The 14,194-nt window shown below is 67.0% G+C and carries 8 protein-coding genes and 7 pseudogenes; 4 read left to right on the top strand and 11 right to left on the bottom strand.

Going from position 1 to position 14,194, the window contains the following annotated elements:
• Positions 1-20: 20 nt before the first annotated feature.
• From murD to AC0IX7_RS01635, 10 genes and pseudogenes are all read right to left on the bottom strand, one after another.
• Positions 21-1,395: pseudogene (gene murD / locus AC0IX7_RS01680) on the bottom strand (UDP-N-acetylmuramoyl-L-alanine--D-glutamate ligase).
• Entirely contained in the window at positions 1,392-2,462 is a 1,071-nt protein-coding gene (gene mraY / locus AC0IX7_RS01675) for a phospho-N-acetylmuramoyl-pentapeptide-transferase (RefSeq protein WP_332797461.1), read from the bottom strand. Before mraY ends, murD begins: the two are co-directional and overlap by 4 nt.
• Positions 2,463-3,851: pseudogene (locus AC0IX7_RS01670) on the bottom strand (UDP-N-acetylmuramoyl-tripeptide--D-alanyl-D-alanine ligase).
• A 123-nt stretch (positions 3,852-3,974) separates the two neighbouring features.
• Positions 3,975-5,389 (bottom strand): annotated as a pseudogene (locus AC0IX7_RS01665) (UDP-N-acetylmuramoyl-L-alanyl-D-glutamate--2,6-diaminopimelate ligase).
• 10 nt (positions 5,390-5,399) lie between these two features.
• Positions 5,400-7,119 (bottom strand): annotated as a pseudogene (locus AC0IX7_RS01660) (peptidoglycan D,D-transpeptidase FtsI family protein).
• The gene (locus tag AC0IX7_RS01655; protein WP_471810156.1) at positions 7,116-7,310 is read right to left on the bottom strand and encodes a hypothetical protein; all 195 of its coding nucleotides are present in this window, start codon (positions 7,308-7,310) and stop codon (positions 7,116-7,118) included. Before AC0IX7_RS01655 ends, AC0IX7_RS01660 begins: the two are co-directional and overlap by 4 nt.
• A gap of 6 nt (positions 7,311-7,316) precedes the next feature.
• The gene (locus AC0IX7_RS01650; RefSeq protein WP_471810155.1) at positions 7,317-7,814 is read right to left on the bottom strand and encodes a hypothetical protein; all 498 of its coding nucleotides are present in this window, start codon (positions 7,812-7,814) and stop codon (positions 7,317-7,319) included.
• Positions 7,811-8,759, bottom strand: a pseudogene (gene rsmH, locus AC0IX7_RS01645) (16S rRNA (cytosine(1402)-N(4))-methyltransferase RsmH). Before rsmH ends, AC0IX7_RS01650 begins: the two are co-directional and overlap by 4 nt.
• A gap of 1,260 nt (positions 8,760-10,019) precedes the next feature.
• Positions 10,020-10,289, bottom strand: a complete 270-nt coding sequence (locus AC0IX7_RS01640) for a hypothetical protein (RefSeq protein ID WP_471810154.1) — start codon at positions 10,287-10,289, stop codon at positions 10,020-10,022.
• Between the two features lie 71 nt (positions 10,290-10,360).
• Positions 10,361-11,329, bottom strand: coding sequence for a cysteine synthase A (locus AC0IX7_RS01635; RefSeq protein ID WP_471810153.1), 969 nt, complete (start codon positions 11,327-11,329; stop codon positions 10,361-10,363).
• A gap of 233 nt (positions 11,330-11,562) precedes the next feature.
• On the opposite strand from AC0IX7_RS01635, the gene AC0IX7_RS01630 reads away from it, so the two are divergent.
• From AC0IX7_RS01630 to aat, 4 genes and pseudogenes are all read left to right on the top strand, one after another.
• Positions 11,563-11,784 carry a hypothetical protein gene (locus AC0IX7_RS01630; RefSeq protein WP_471810152.1) on the top strand — a complete coding sequence of 74 codons (222 nt, stop codon included), beginning with the start codon at positions 11,563-11,565 and terminating at the stop codon, positions 11,782-11,784.
• A gap of 179 nt (positions 11,785-11,963) precedes the next feature.
• Positions 11,964-12,347: a hypothetical protein gene (locus AC0IX7_RS01625; protein ID WP_187503350.1), complete on the top strand. Its 384-nt coding sequence runs from the start codon at positions 11,964-11,966 to the stop codon at positions 12,345-12,347.
• Between the two features lie 134 nt (positions 12,348-12,481).
• Positions 12,482-13,190, top strand: a pseudogene (locus AC0IX7_RS01620) (ParA family protein).
• Positions 13,187-13,918, top strand: a complete 732-nt coding sequence (aat, locus tag AC0IX7_RS01615; RefSeq protein ID WP_471810151.1) for a leucyl/phenylalanyl-tRNA--protein transferase — start codon at positions 13,187-13,189, stop codon at positions 13,916-13,918. The pseudogene AC0IX7_RS01620 and the gene aat overlap by 4 nt, the downstream one beginning before the upstream one ends.
• Positions 13,919-13,953: 35 nt before the next feature.
• Here the strand turns inward: aat and AC0IX7_RS01610 are convergent.
• Positions 13,954-14,187: pseudogene (locus tag AC0IX7_RS01610) on the bottom strand (DUF2155 domain-containing protein); the annotation flags it as partial.
• Between the last annotated feature and the right edge of the window lie 7 nt (positions 14,188-14,194).

The following is a 14,194-nucleotide window of genomic DNA, read 5'->3' as shown; positions in this document are numbered from 1 at the left end:
GGTCCCAGCGCGCATATCGGTCATGCCAGCGACTCCACCGCAGCGCGGAACACCGCCCCGCGCGCTTCGTAATCGCGAAACTGGTCGAAGCTAGCACAGGCTGGGGATAACAACACCGTGTCGCCGGGCTTGGCGTTGGCGGCGGCGATGCGGACGGCGGCGTCGAGCGTGCCGACATTCTCGACGGGCATGGAGTCTTTCAGGATTTCAGCGAACCGCGGCCCCGCTTCACCGATGGTGTAAGCGCGAACGACGTGACCAAAGGCTGGCTTGCAGGCGTCGAGGTCGTCCCCCTTCGCGCGGCCACCGACGATCCAGTGGACCCGGTCGAACGCAGCGAGTGCGGGCGCGGTGCTCTCGGGATTGGTCGCCTTGCTGTCGTCGACATAGGCGACGCCGCCATAGGAGGCGATCTGCTGCATCCGGTGCGGCAGGCCGGAGAAACTGGTGAGGCCACGATCGATATCGACCTCGCTAACCCCCAGCGCCTTCACGACCGCGATCGCAGCGAGCGCGTTCTGCGCGTTGTGCGGGCCTTGGAGCGCGGGCCAGTTGCTCTGATCCATGCACACGCCCGGCGCGATCTTGGTGAGATGCTCGCCCTTCGCCGACAGCCCGCGCGCGATCTGCGCGGACGGCGCATCGCCGATCCCGATGACCGCGTCATGCTCGACCGACTGCATCGCGAACAGCCGCGCCTTCGACGCCGCATAGCCTTCGAAGCCGTCATAGCGATCGAGATGATCCGGCGTGATGTTGAGCAGCACCGCGACGTCGCAATCAAGCGTCTGCGTCAGGTCGATCTGGTAGCTCGACAGTTCGAGCACATAGACGCCGCCCTCGGGGAGCGGTTGCTGTTCGAGGATCGGCAGGCCGATGTTGCCGCCCATGAGCGTCGGGATGCCGGCGGTCTTGAGGATGTGGTGGACGAGCGCGGTGGTGGTGGACTTGCCGTTGGTGCCGGTGATGCCGACGACCCTGTGCGGGGGAGGTCTGCGCGGGCCTGCGCGAAGAGTTCGATGTCGCCGATGACAGGCACGCCGGCCGCACGCGCGGTTGCCGCGAGCGGATGCGTGTTCAGAGGCACTCCCGGCGACACGACGAGCGCGTCGAACCCGGCGAGGTCATCAAGCGGTGCGATCTCTAAAAGCCCTCTCCCTCCGGGGAGAGGGTTGGGTGAGGAGCTGTTCCAGGCGCAGCATTGCTGGGCTGCCCCTCACCCCAACCCTCTCCCCTGAGGGGAGAGGGAGCAAAGACGTCACGCCGAACTTCATCCGAATCCCAAGCGACAACGCTCGCCCCACCAGCCACAAGCGCCCGCACAGTCGCAGCCCCAGACCGCGCCAGCCCCAGCACCGCATAGCGTTTCCCGCGCCAGGCCTTCGCAATAATCACCGCAACTTCAACGTCGAGAGGCCGACCAGCGCCAGCACCAGCGCGATGATCCAGAACCGGATCACGACGGTCGCCTCGGCCCAGCCGAGTTGTTCGAAATGATGGTGGATCGGCGCCATCCGGAACACGCGCTTGCCGGTGCGCTTGTAGAAGAACACCTGGATGATCACCGACAGCGCCTCGATCACGAACAGCCCGCCGATGATCCCCAGCACGATCTCATGATGCGCGACGACCGCGATCGTCCCCAGCGCGCCACCGAGCGCGAGGCTCCCGGTATCACCCATGAACACCGCCGCCGGCGGCGCATTGAACCACAGGAACGCGAGCCCAGCCCCGACGATCGCTCCGCAGAAGATCGCCAGCTCACCCGCACGCGGCACATGCGGAATACCGAGATAATCGGCGAACTTCACGTTCCCGACCAGGTACACGATCACCATGAACGCGACGCTGGCGATGATCACCGGCATCGTCGCCAGACCGTCGAGCCCGTCGGTGAGGTTCACGGCATTGCCGAACGACACGATCGTGAACGCCGCGAACACCGGGAAGAACCAGCCGAGGTCGAGATACATGCGCGACGTGAACGGCAGATACAGATGCGGCCCGTTCTGCGACATGATGATCGTCGCGGCGATCCCGGCGATCGCGAACTCCAGCAGCAGCCGCGTCCGCCCGCTAATCCCCGCAGTGCTCGCTTTGCGCACCTTGTCGTAATCGTCGAGAAACCCGATCGTCCCGAAGCCGAGCGTCACGAACACGCACGCCCAGACATACGGGTTGCTCAGATCCATCCACAGGAAGATGGCCAGGCACATCGAGGTCAGGATCATCAGCCCGCCCATCGTCGGCGTGCCGCGCTTCGACAGATGCGTCTGCGGGCCGTCGGCGCGGATCGGCTGCCCCTTGCCCTGCCGCACGCGCAACCAGCCGATGAACTTCGGCCCGATGATCAGGCCGATGATCAAGGCGGTCGCCACCGCACCACCGGTCCGCACCGTCTGGTAACGGATGAGGTTCAGCAGGCCGGGAAACCCCAGATGCTCGGCGAGCCAGTACAACATTCAGTTAATCCCGCCTTTGAGGCCAGCTTGAAGACCAGCCACGACGCGGGCGAGGCCCACCCCGTTCGATCCCTTGACGAGCACGACATCGCCCGGCGCCAGGATCGTCCGTAACGACGCGAGCGCGGCCGCAGCGTCGCCCACATGGACGGTTTCGACTTGTCCCTCAAGCACCTGCGCAAGCGGCGCCATCGCTTCACCGACGAGCAGCGCCATTTCGACGCGCGCGGCGAGGATCGGCTCGGCGAGGCCGGCATGATAGTCGTCCGAGCCCTCGCCCAGCTCGCGCATCTCGCCGAGCACCGCGATGTGCCGGCCGGGTTCGTGGCTGAGGACGCTGAGCGTTGCACGCATCGAGGCGGGGTTGGCGTTGTAGCTCTCGTCGATCACCAGCGCCTGCCCGTCGCCAACCTCGACGAGCGACCGCGCGCCGCGACCTTGCAGCCCACCAAGCTCGGCCAGCGCGAGCCCAGCCAAACCGAGATCGCCCCCGCCGCCCGCACGCACGCCAACACGCCCAGCGCGTTCGATACCCAATGCGCGCCGGGCTGCGCGACCGTGAAGCTCAGTTCGTGCTCGGCCCCCTGCCCCATGCGCGCGGTGACGAACGTCCCGCCGGTCGGCAGCCGCATCGCCTCGATCGCGCGGACATCGGCGCCCTTCTCGCTACCGAACGTGACGATGTGCGCGGCATGCGGCGCGGCGTGACCGAGCAGCCGATCGCGGTGCGGGCTGTCATAAGGCACAATCGCCGTTCCGCCCGGATCAAGCCCGGCGAAGATCTCCCCTTGGCATCCGCAATCGCGCTCTCGTCGGGAAAGAACGCGGTATGCGCAGGCGCGATCGCGGTGATCATCGCGATATGCGGGCGGACGAGTTGCGTCAGCTCGGCGAGTTCACCGGCATGGTTCATCCCCATCTCGAACACGCCGAACTTCGCATCCCGAGGCATCCGCGCGAGGCTGAGCGGCACGCCGGTATGATTGTTGTAGCTCTTGACCGACCGATGCACCTCGCCGGGGGCTGCGCGGTCGAGACAGGCGAAGAGAGCCTCCTTCGCGCTGGTCTTGCCCACGGAGCCAGTGACGCCGATGATCTTGGCACCGCTCCGAGCCCGGCTCGCCCGCCCAAGCGCCTGCAACGCGACGAAGCTGTCCGCGACAAGCACGTGCGGATGATCGCAAGGCTCGGACACGATCGCCCCGCCGCGCCCTGTGCGAAGGCTTGGTCGAGAAACAGGTGTCCGTCACTGGCCTCGCCCTTCATCGCCACGAACAAGTCGCCCGCGCCAACCTCGCGCGAATCGAACGCGACGCCGCTGACGGAGAAATCACCAGACGCGACACCGCCAGTAGCGGCCGCGATCTCGGCGGAAGTCCAGAGACTCACTGCTCCCCTCCCGCTTGCGGGAGGGGTCGGGAGGGGCGAGCCAAACGAACCGGACGCCAGTACGTACGTCGCGCCCTCCCTAGCCCCTCCCGCAAGCGGGAGGGGAATGAAGACGTCGCCCCCTCACGCCGCGCACTCCCGCGCCACTGTCACGTCATCGAACGGCAGGACCAGATCGCCGACGATCTGGCCCTGCTCGTGGCCCTTCCCCGCGATCAACACGATGTCCTCGGGCCCAGCCTCGCGCACCGCAGCCCCGATCGCCGCCCGCCGGTCGCCGATCTCCTCAGCCCCGCGCGCGCCCTTCAGGACATCGCAGCGGATCGCCCGCGCATCCTCGGTCCGCGGATTATCGTCGGTGACGATCACCCGGTCGGCGTGCTGCACCGCGACCTGCCCCATAGTCTCGCGCTTGCCGGTGTCGCGGTCGCCGCCTGCACCGAACACCACGATCAGCTTGCCTCCAGCATGGGGCTTGAGCGCCGCAATCGCCGCCTCCAGCGCATCGGGCGTATGCGCGTAATCGACATAAACCGGCGCACCCGACTTCGCGATCACCGCACGCTCCAGCCGCCCGCGCACCGGCTGCAACCGCGCAAGGTTGGCGATCGTCGCGGCCACGTCGCCGCCGGTCGCGATCACGAGCCCGGCGGATACCAGCGCGTTTGCCGCCTGATATGCGCCGATCAGTGGCAGCGTCACCTCGTAGGTCCGCTTCTCAGCCTCGATCGCCAGCCCCTGCCCCAGCAAGGTCGGATCGCGGCCCACCAGCCGCAAAGTCTCGCCCTGCGTCCCGACCGTCACCAGCCGATTGCCACGCTCCCGCGCCAGATCGATCACCCGCGCCGACTGCGGATCGTCCGCCCACACAACCGCCGTACCGTCCGGCGACAACACTTCCGAAAACAACCGGATCTTGGCAGTGAAATACGCTGCCATGTCGCCGTGATAATCGAGATGGTCGCGGCTGAGGTTCGTGAAGGCCGCCGCGGTCACCTTTAGCCCCTCGGTCCGGTACTGCGTCAGCCCATGGCTCGACGCCTCGAACGCCAGATGCGTCACACCCTCGCGCGCGAGCCCCGCCACGTTCGACAGGAACGTCACCACGTCAGGCGTCGTCAGCCCGGTCGTCACCCGCTCGTCAGCCGTCGTAACCCCGAGCGTCCCGATCGAGGCCGCATGGAACCCCGCCATCCGCCACAACTGCCGGGTCATCTCGACGCACGACGTCTTCCCGTTCGTGCCGGTAATCGCCACCGACGTCTCGGGAAACGGCGCGAAGAACTTCGCGGCCAGTTGCGCGAACCGTTCGCGGGGTTGTCGTCGGCGATGTACGTCGCGCCCTCGACCGTCAGCCCCGGCCGCGCGACCACCGCGATCGCGCCCGAACGGATCGCGTCGGCGATAAAATCCTCGCCGTTCACGCGTGCGCCTTCGAACGCGCCGAACACGGTGCCCGGCGCGACCTTGCGGTGATCGATCGCGAACCCCGTCACCTGCGCCTCTTCCGTCCCGTCGGTCAGCGCTGCGAGTTTCATGCAATAGTCCTCATTGCCCGGTCGGCTGCGTATGCGACGGGTCCTGCCACAAAGTCGGCACGATGTCAGACACGTCGATATCGCGGTGCGCATCGGGCACCACGCCCAGGATCGCCCCGACGCGCGAGATCGTCCGGCCCACGACGGGCGCGGTATTCCACGCCGCCGTCTTCCACCCGAAGGTTTCCTTGGTACCGAGCGGCGAGATCGAGCATCGCCAGCACGACATAGCGCGGCGCATCCATCGGGAATGCCGCGGCAAATGTCGCCACGTTGCGCGAATGATCATACCCGCCAGAGACTGCCGCCTCGGCCGTCCCGGTCTTGCCGCCGACGCGGTAACCCGGCGCATCGCCCTTGCGACCGGTGCCGCGCTGCACGATCAACCGCAACATCTGCCGCATCCGTGCGCTGGTCTGCTCGCTGATCACGCGACGCCCGACCGGCGCATGCCCCGGCGCGACCTTCAGCAAGGTCGCCGGCCGCCAGATCCCGCCATTGACCAGCGCGGCATATGCGCTCGCCAGATGCAGCGGAGTCACCGCGATACCGTGGCCATAGGCGGTGGTCATCGTCGTCGTCCGCGCCCAGTATTTCGGCCACAACGGCCGGCCCTTCTCGCGCAGTTCGATGTCGGGCTTGGTATCGAAGCCCAGCTTCTTGAACATCGCCTGCATCTTCGCGGGACCGACCTCGTCGGCAACCCGCGCGGTGGCGATGTTCGACGAATAGATCAGCGTCTCGGCCATGTTCAGCCAGCGCTTCGGATCGCCGCGCTCGTCGTGAATCGTGAAACGCCCGACCTGGAGCGGATGCGTCGCATCGAAACGCCGGGCGAACGAGGTCACCACGCCGGTATCCATCGCGGTCGCCATCGTGATCGGCTTGAACGTCGATCCCAGCTCGAACACGCTCTGCGTCGTGACGTTGCGCAGTTCCTCGCTGCCCGACATGCCGACCCGGTTGGGATTGAAGGTCGGCAGCGAGACCATCGCGATCACCTCGCCGGTCGCCACGTCGAGGACGATGCCGCCAGCGCCGCGGGCCGAGAAGGTGGTCATGGCGCGGCCGAGTTCGCTCTCCATCGCCGCCTGGACGCGGTTGTCGAGCGACAACGCGACCGGCGTGCCGTTGAGCGCGGGGTTGGTCAGCCGCTCGTCGAGCACGCGCTCCATCCCGCTCATGCCGTGACCCGCGGTCGACAGAAAGCCGAGCGCATGCGCCGCCATCGTCGATTGCGGGTACAACCGCTGCGTATCGCGGTCGAACACGATCGCAGGCTCGCCGATCGCATTGACCTGCTCGACGAGCGCCGGCGACGCACGGCGCTGGAGATAGATGAAGTTCTTTCGCGACGTCAGCAGCGCATAATAATGCGCCTGGTCGCCGGCCTCGGGCATCAACGCCGCGAGCTTGCTGGCGATCTCGGTCGGATCGCCGATCAGCTTCTTCGGGTGAACCGCGACCGTCCACGCATCGATCGTCCGCGCGAGCGGCGAGCCGTTGCGATCGACGATATCGCCGCGCGCCGCGATCGCGACCGAGCGCGCCTGCGGATCGGCCAGCGATGCCTGCACCGCCAGCATCCCGAGCCGTCCGACCACCACCAGCACCGCTGCGCCGAACAGGAACATCAACATCATCAGGCGTGTGTGCGCCGTCGCCACCAGGGCGTGACGCTGGTTGGCGCTACGCTGTTGCGAGACAGGCCGGGCGACCAAGGCGGTCACCGCCGCTTACGGCTCTCGGAGCGGGCCCCGCTCATGATGTCACCCAGCGTCGTATCGGACAGCAGCTTGCGGTCGAGCATCGCAACCGCCTGCGGACGAACCTTCGCGACGGCGGCGAGGCGCTCGGTCTTGGCGGCGCGGACGAGCGCAGCCTCGGCTGAGCGTGGCGTCGATACCGACGCGCGGATCACGACCGGCTAGAGCGCGGTCTTCGACGCAGCCTGGATCGCGACGTTCATCGCGCGCGGTGCGCTGACCTGCGCCATCTGAATTGGAGCAACGGGGGAAAGCTTCACGACTGGCGGAGCAGCGGTCACCGGGACGGTCGACGTGGAAACGACGGCCCCCGCCCCCGACGGCACGAGCAGCGCGGCGGTCTGGACCCCGTCCGCGCGAAGGCTGTTGACGTCGAGCGCCGCGAGCGCGGCCTCGCTCACCACGAACTGGCCGGCGGTCGGCGCCGACAGCGCCAGCGTGTCACCGTTCCAGCGCTCGAGCTGCGCCAGATTGCCGCGCGTGTCGAACTCGGTCTCGAGCGCACGAATATCGCGCTGGGCGACGCGGATCTGACCATTGACCGCCTCCAGCTTCTTGCGCTCGGCGGCGACCTGCAGCGACACGAGGTAGAAACCGAGCACGACGGCCACGCAGCCCCCGAACCAGCCCACACCCTTCATCCGATACGCCGCCGTCATGTCGTCACCTCTTCCGTCCAGGGTTGCGCGGAGGTCCGCCGCGCCGTCCGTAATGTCGCCGAGCGCGCACGCGGGTTGCGTGCGATCTCGGCCTCGCTGGCGCGAACACCGCGGCCGACGTGAAAAAACTAGGTTCCGCAACGGCTTTCACCTGCGGAAGATGACGCGAACCTGAAGGCGAGCCGCCGGAACGCGTGCGCAGGAAGCGCTTCACCATCCGGTCCTCGAGGCTGTGGAAGGTCACGATGGCGAGCCGGCCACCGGGCTTGAGCACGCGCTCGGCCGCCAGCAATCCGTCGGCCAGCTCGCCCAGTTCGCGGTTCACGTGAATGCGGATCGCCTGAAACGCGCGCGTCGCGGGGTCCTTCTTGTCGTGCGCCTTATAGCCGAGCGCGCGGCGGACGATGTGCGCCAGCTCGCCGGTCCGCGTCAGCGGGCGCGCCGCGACGATCGCGCGCGCGACGCGTCGCGACTTGGGCTCGTCGCCATATTGATAGAGCACGTCGGCGATCTCGTTCTCGTCCGCTTCGTTGACGAAATCCGCCGCCGACATGCCGGCCTGCGCCATCCGCATGTCGAGCGGGCCATCCGACTGGAACGAGAAGCCACGCTCGGCCTGGTCGAGCTGCATCGAAGACACGCCGATATCGAGCGTCACGCCGTCGACCGGTGCCAGCCCGCGCGCTTCGAGTTCCGAGGCCATCGCCGAGAAGTCCGCGGCGATCAGCGTCAGGCCTTCTTCGGCTTCTTCCATCGCGCGACCATTCGCGATCGCGTCTGGATCGCGGTCGAACGCGACGATCCGCGCACCGGACTTGAGCAGCGCCAGCGTGTAGCCGCCCGCACCGAACGTGCCGTCGACCATCGTCTCGCCGGGCTCAGGGAAAGCGCGGCCAGAACTTCGTCGAGCAATACCGGGATATGCGGAGCTTCAGGAGTGCTCACAGCGCAACCCCTTCTCGGCCATATAGAAGCGCGCCATTTCCTTGACGACGGGGGCATGCCGTCGGTGGCGATCAGCGTCGCAGGGTCCCAGATCTCGATGTAATCGAGCACGCCGTAGAAGAACGCATGGCCCTTGATGCCCGCATAGAAGCGCGGGAACGCAGGCATGATGAAGCGCCCGGAGCCGTCGAACGGCACCGCTTCGCCCGACGCGGCGGCGCGCTTGATGTTATAGTCGTATTCGCCGCTCTCGGACGTGTTCTCGGATTCGCGGCGATCGAGTCGATCGGCGAGGATGTCGACGTAACCGGGATCATACGCGACCAGGCAGCGATTCTTCTGATGCGCGCCGATGATGATGGTCCCGCCGTCCTTGCCGTTCGCCTTGGGCGCATTTGCGGAGAGGGTGGCGCGGAGTGCCGAAGGGATGGCTACCCGGCCCTTGTCGTCGACAAGGCCGATACCGTCTCCTTGATAGCGACCACGAACCGACACGCCAAAACCCTTCGAAATGGCGCACACGTTTCACCATCCCGGAAAGCGACCATCGTCGCGCTCCGGCCGCGCTTTAAAGCTAACGGTGAACGTGCCCCTATTAACCTCCATCTATCATAGCCATGCGGGGACGCAACGGGATTTTTGGGGATTGGACGGATTTCACGCCGGTTTCGACGTTCAGTCCGGGGGCAGTCCGGGGGAATTTACCCGCAGATTGGATGTTACCTGCTGCAGAGCCCGATCAGTCCTGGGGAAATTCGGGGATAGTCCAAAGGGAAGCGCCTGCCCTGCGGCCAGCGACAGCGAGGGCTCGCCACCCGTCATCAGAGGACGACGCTCGCCCCTCCCTGAAAGGGAGGGGTCGGGGTGGGTCGGCTTCCGCAGATCGACCGCCAGTGACCAAGCGGACCAACCCACTCTCAGCCCCTCCCTTCCAGGGAGGGAGCGAGATACTGCGGCGTTAGGCTGACGATTACTGTGCGACAGCCTGCACGTTCGCGCTCGGTGCCACGCCCATCTCCGCGAGCGGCTCGCCCGCACCGGCCACCACCACGCTGTCAGAATCGACCATGAGCGCTCGTCCCTCGGAGGCCGGCAGCCAGAGCGCGTTACACGTCATCGAAGGACAACGCTTCCTCCCTGGAAGGGAGGGGTCGGGGTGGGTCGGCTTCCGCATGATCGACCGCCAGTGACCAAGCGGACCAACCCACCCCCAGCCCCTCCCTTCCAGGGGGAGCGAGATAGTGCGGCGCTACGCTGGTATTACTGTGCGGGAGCCTGCACGTTCGCGCTCGGTGCCACGCCCATCTCCGCGAGCGGCTCGCCCGAGCCGGCCACCGCGACGCTGTTCGAAACGACCATGTTCGCCACCACGTCCGCCTGCGCGGTGCCCGCGGTGGCGACCGGTCGTTCGCGATTCGTCGAACCGATGATCGCGCTCGCCAGTCCGATCAGCAGCACGACCGCCGCCAGGCCGATCATCCCGACCTTGATCCGCTGCATGGTCTGCGAGGGTTCGTGTGGTAACTTCATCTTACCGCGTTCCGATACCCGACCACCGCCCGCCTGTCGATGCCGGGGCGGTTTTCCGCCGGGCTGGACGCTCAAGCGAGGCCCTTCGCCTCGCGCCACGTCGGGTCATACAGTGTCGAAAGATAGCGGAATCCGGTGTCGCACAGGATGGTCGCGATCCGCTTGCCCGGTCCCAGATGCCGTGCCAGCGCCACTGCGCCGGCGACGTTGATGCCCGACGAGAGACCGAGGCACAGCCCTTCCTCGTCGAGCAGGCGGCGGACCCAGGCATAGCCCTCCTGGTCGGAAATCCGGAACTGCGTATCGATCGGCGCGCCCTCGAGATTGGCGGTGATACGCCCCTGACCGATCCCCTCGGCGACCGACGATCCCTCGGACTTCAACTCGCCGTGCGCATAATAGTTATACAGCGCCGCGCCGTGCGGATCGGTGAGCGCGATGCAGACGCTTTCGTCCTTCGCCTTCAACCCCAGGCCGACCCCGGCGATCGTCCCGCCGGTTCCGGCCGCGCAGGTGAAGCCGTCGACTTGGCCCTCCAACTGCGCCCAGATCTCTTCGGCCGTACCGACGATGTGCGCGCGGCGATTGGCGGTGTTGTCGAACTGATTTGCCCAGATCGCGCCCGGCGTCTCCTCGGCGATCCGCCGCGAGGTATGGACGAAATGGCAGGGCGAGGAGAAGGCGGCGGCGGGGACCAGTACCAGTTCGGCACCAAGCGCGCGCAACGTGTCCATCTTCTCGCGGCTCTGCGTCTCGGGCATGACGATGATCGTCTTGTAGCCCTTCGCATTGGCGACCAGCGCGAGGCCGATCCCGGTATTGCCCGCGGTCCCCTCGACGATCGTGCCGCCGGGCTGGAGCAACCCGCGCTGCTCGGCGTCCTCGACGATGAACAGCGCGGCGCGATCCTTCACCGACGCACCGGGGTTGGCGTATTCGCACTTGCCGAAGATATCGCAGCCGGTGGCGTCGCTGGGTCCTTTCAGCCGGACCAGGGGAGTATTGCCGATGAGGGCGAGCGTGTCGGGTGTCGTTTGCATCGTCGATATGTGGCGCCGCGACCCGCCCGGAGCAAGCGAGGGAAAGTTTGCGCCGTTAAACGCGTCGCCGCGCCAGCCTGGATACCCCCGCCCCGCCCCCAAGGTCCCGATTGGTTTCGGTCGATTTTCACCACGTCCATTTGCCGTAATGACATCGCCGACGCGCCAATCTACCAGTCGCGCTGTAATAAAACAGCGTGGAACGAAGTCTAACCTATGTTAATTCATACGACTTGGTCTCGCCGCTTTCGGCTACGCGAAGCGGCCTTTGCCTGCAGGGGGTAGTCACCGTGGAAACTTATCTGGATGCCTTGGCCCTGTTGCGGGAAGCGTTGGCCATGATGGAGGCGGTCGGCGATACGCTGATCGCGGCGCATATCGCGACTCCGCTGGCCCTGCTCGAAGACCGGGTGGCGGCACAGAACGGTATCGCCGAACGGGATGACCCGGCCTGATTCCCCCGGGCGGATTCCGTCGGCCTGATTCTATCGCGTGAATTGGTGTCTGTGGTCTTGATACCCCTCCGGTTCGTCACCGGTAGGCACCCGTTCGTCGCGCGTTGGTCGCTGGCCGTGGTGGGAAAGGGCCATTAACCTTGACGCTCCATGCTGCATGCGCGAAGCGAGATTCCGTTATGAAGATCCTCCCCATCTCCGCCGTTGCCGCGCTGCTTGCGCTGGCCGCCTGCAACTCCCAGCCCGCCGCGCCCGAGGTGGTGGATACCAATCCCGATCCGATGGCGAACACGCTGGCCAACGCCGCGCCGGTCGAGCTGCCGCCCGCGATCAAGTCCGAGGTGACGCTGCGCTGCAAGGACAACAGCCTGCTCTACGTGACGTTCTTCCAGGGCGACAAGCAGGCTCGGGTCCGCACCAAGAAGGACGGAACCGCAACCACGCTGAAGTCGGACGTCGCCGGTGCGCCGATGACCGCCGAGGGTGGCTGGTCGATGACCGGTGACGACGCCAAGGTTACGCTGACCGCACCGGGCAAGTCGGCCCAGATCTGCCACGCGTGATCTAGGCGCCCGATCTAACCGCCTGATTTAGGCGCTATATCGATAGTCCTGACGGCCGGCGGATCATTCGCCGGCCGTTTTTCTTTGTGTCGCACGCTCTTGCCCTCGCCGCCGCGGACCGGCACCGTAGCGGCATGGCAACAGTCGCGATCTACAGCCTCAAGGGCGGCGTCGGGAAGACGACGCTTTCGGTGAACCTGGCGTGGTGCGCCGCAACCCTGTCCGCCCGCCGCACCCTGCTCTGGGACCTCGACCCGCAGGCCGCCTCGACCTGGGTGCTCGGGGGCGCGAATAGGGTCGACCAGGCGCAGGCGATGTTCTCGAAGGACGTCGCGGTCACCAAGCAGGCGCGGCCGACCGCCTATCCGCATCTCGACCTGATCGCCGCCGATGCGTCGTTGCGCGGGCTCGACCAGCTGTTCCACGATCTCGACAAGAAGAAGCGCCTCGCGAAGCTGCTCGCCGACCTGAAGGCCTATGACCGCGTGATCCTCGATTGCCCGCCGGGGCTGACCGAGACCGCGGACCAGGTGATGCGCGCCGCCGACCTGATCGTCATTCCCGTCATCCTCCCCGCTCTCGACCCGCGCGTACGACGCGGTCGTCCAGCATCTCGGCGGTCGCACGCCGCTGCTCCCCGTCCACGTGATGGTCGACAAGCGCCGCGCGCTGCATGCGGACGCCCTGGCACGCCATCCCGACTGGCCGGTCATCCCGATGGCGAGCGGGATCGAGTCGATGGCGGTCAAGCGTGCCCCGGTCGGCGTGTTCGCCCCGAAGTCCGCCGCTGCGCTCGCGTTCGCGGACCTCTGGCGCCGGATCGAACACCGGCTGACCGCATGAGCGATATTTTAGACCCGCAACTGGTGTTGGGCGCGTATTCGGTCGGCGTGTTCCCGATGGCGGACAGCCGCGACGCCGCCAGCGTCTACTGGGTCGAGCCGCGGCGCCGCGCCGTCCTCCCGCTCGACGGTTTCCAACTCTCGCGCTCGCTCAGGAAGACGATCGCCGCCGACCGCTTCCAGGTCACCGTCGACACCGCCTTCGACCGCGTCGTGCAGATGTGCGCCGAGAGCGTCGAGGGCCGCCCGGAGACCTGGATCAACGACGGTATCGAACGCGTCTTCCAGACCCTCCACGCGATGGGGTTCGCGCATTCGGTCGAATGCTGGGACGGCGGCAAGCTGGTCGGCGGGCTCTACGGCCTGTCGCTCGGCCGCGCGTTCTTCGGCGAAAGCATGGTCAGCCGCGCCACCGACGCGTCGAAGGTCGCGCTCGCGCACCTCGTCGCACGGCTGCGCGCCGGCGGCTTCACCTTGCTCGATTGCCAGTTCCAGACCTCGCACCTCGCCTCGCTCGGCGCGATCGAGATCGACCGGGCGGATTACGTCGCGTTGCTGGGCGCGGCGCTCGACGGTGCGCTCAAGCCGTCGTCCGCCGCCGGGGCAGCCTCGGCAGCCGGCGATTTCCGTGCGCTCGATCGCTTGGCGGGCAAGGCTTCGGCGGGCGGTGCGGTATCGGGGCCGGTCGCCGGGAAAGTCATCGCGCAGCTCTTGGTCCAGACGTCGTAGACCGGATGCTGCACCGCGTTCAGCGCGGGGCGTTCCTTGTACAGCCAGCCCGAGAACGTCCGCCGCCAGCGCGTGTCGACGCCGCGCACCAGCACCTGCACGAACGCACCGGTCAGCTGCTCCTGCTCCCACGGCGCGGTCTGTTCGCACGCCCGCAGCCGCAGCACGACATCGCCCATCCGCGTCGCCTGGCCGGGTTTCAGCGTCACCTCGCGGGTTTCGCCATTACGCTTGTTGAGCAGGCCCAGCACCGCGACGCGCTGCGCCATCGGCGTG

The sequence above is a fragment of the Sphingomonas sp. AC411 genome, assembly GCF_979253035.1.
The sequence above is the reverse complement of the archived record's forward strand: the minus strand, read 5'-3'. Positions and strand labels throughout refer to the sequence as shown.

Excerpts from the sequence above, each read along its gene's own strand:
- mraY (WP_332797461.1), bottom strand. The coding sequence starts at position 2,462 with ATGTTGTACTGGCTCGCCGAGCATCTGGGGTTTCCCGGCCTGCTGAAC.
- AC0IX7_RS01650 (WP_471810155.1), bottom strand. The coding sequence starts at position 7,814 with ATGACGGCGGCGTATCGGATGAAGGGTGTGGGCTGGTTCGGGGGCTGC.
- AC0IX7_RS01640 (WP_471810154.1), bottom strand. The coding sequence starts at position 10,289 with ATGAAGTTACCACACGAACCCTCGCAGACCATGCAGCGGATCAAGGTC.
- AC0IX7_RS01635 (WP_471810153.1), bottom strand. The coding sequence starts at position 11,329 with ATGCAAACGACACCCGACACGCTCGCCCTCATCGGCAATACTCCCCTG.
- AC0IX7_RS01625 (WP_187503350.1), top strand. The coding sequence starts at position 11,964 with ATGAAGATCCTCCCCATCTCCGCCGTTGCCGCGCTGCTTGCGCTGGCC.
- aat (WP_471810151.1), top strand. The coding sequence starts at position 13,187 with ATGAGCGATATTTTAGACCCGCAACTGGTGTTGGGCGCGTATTCGGTC.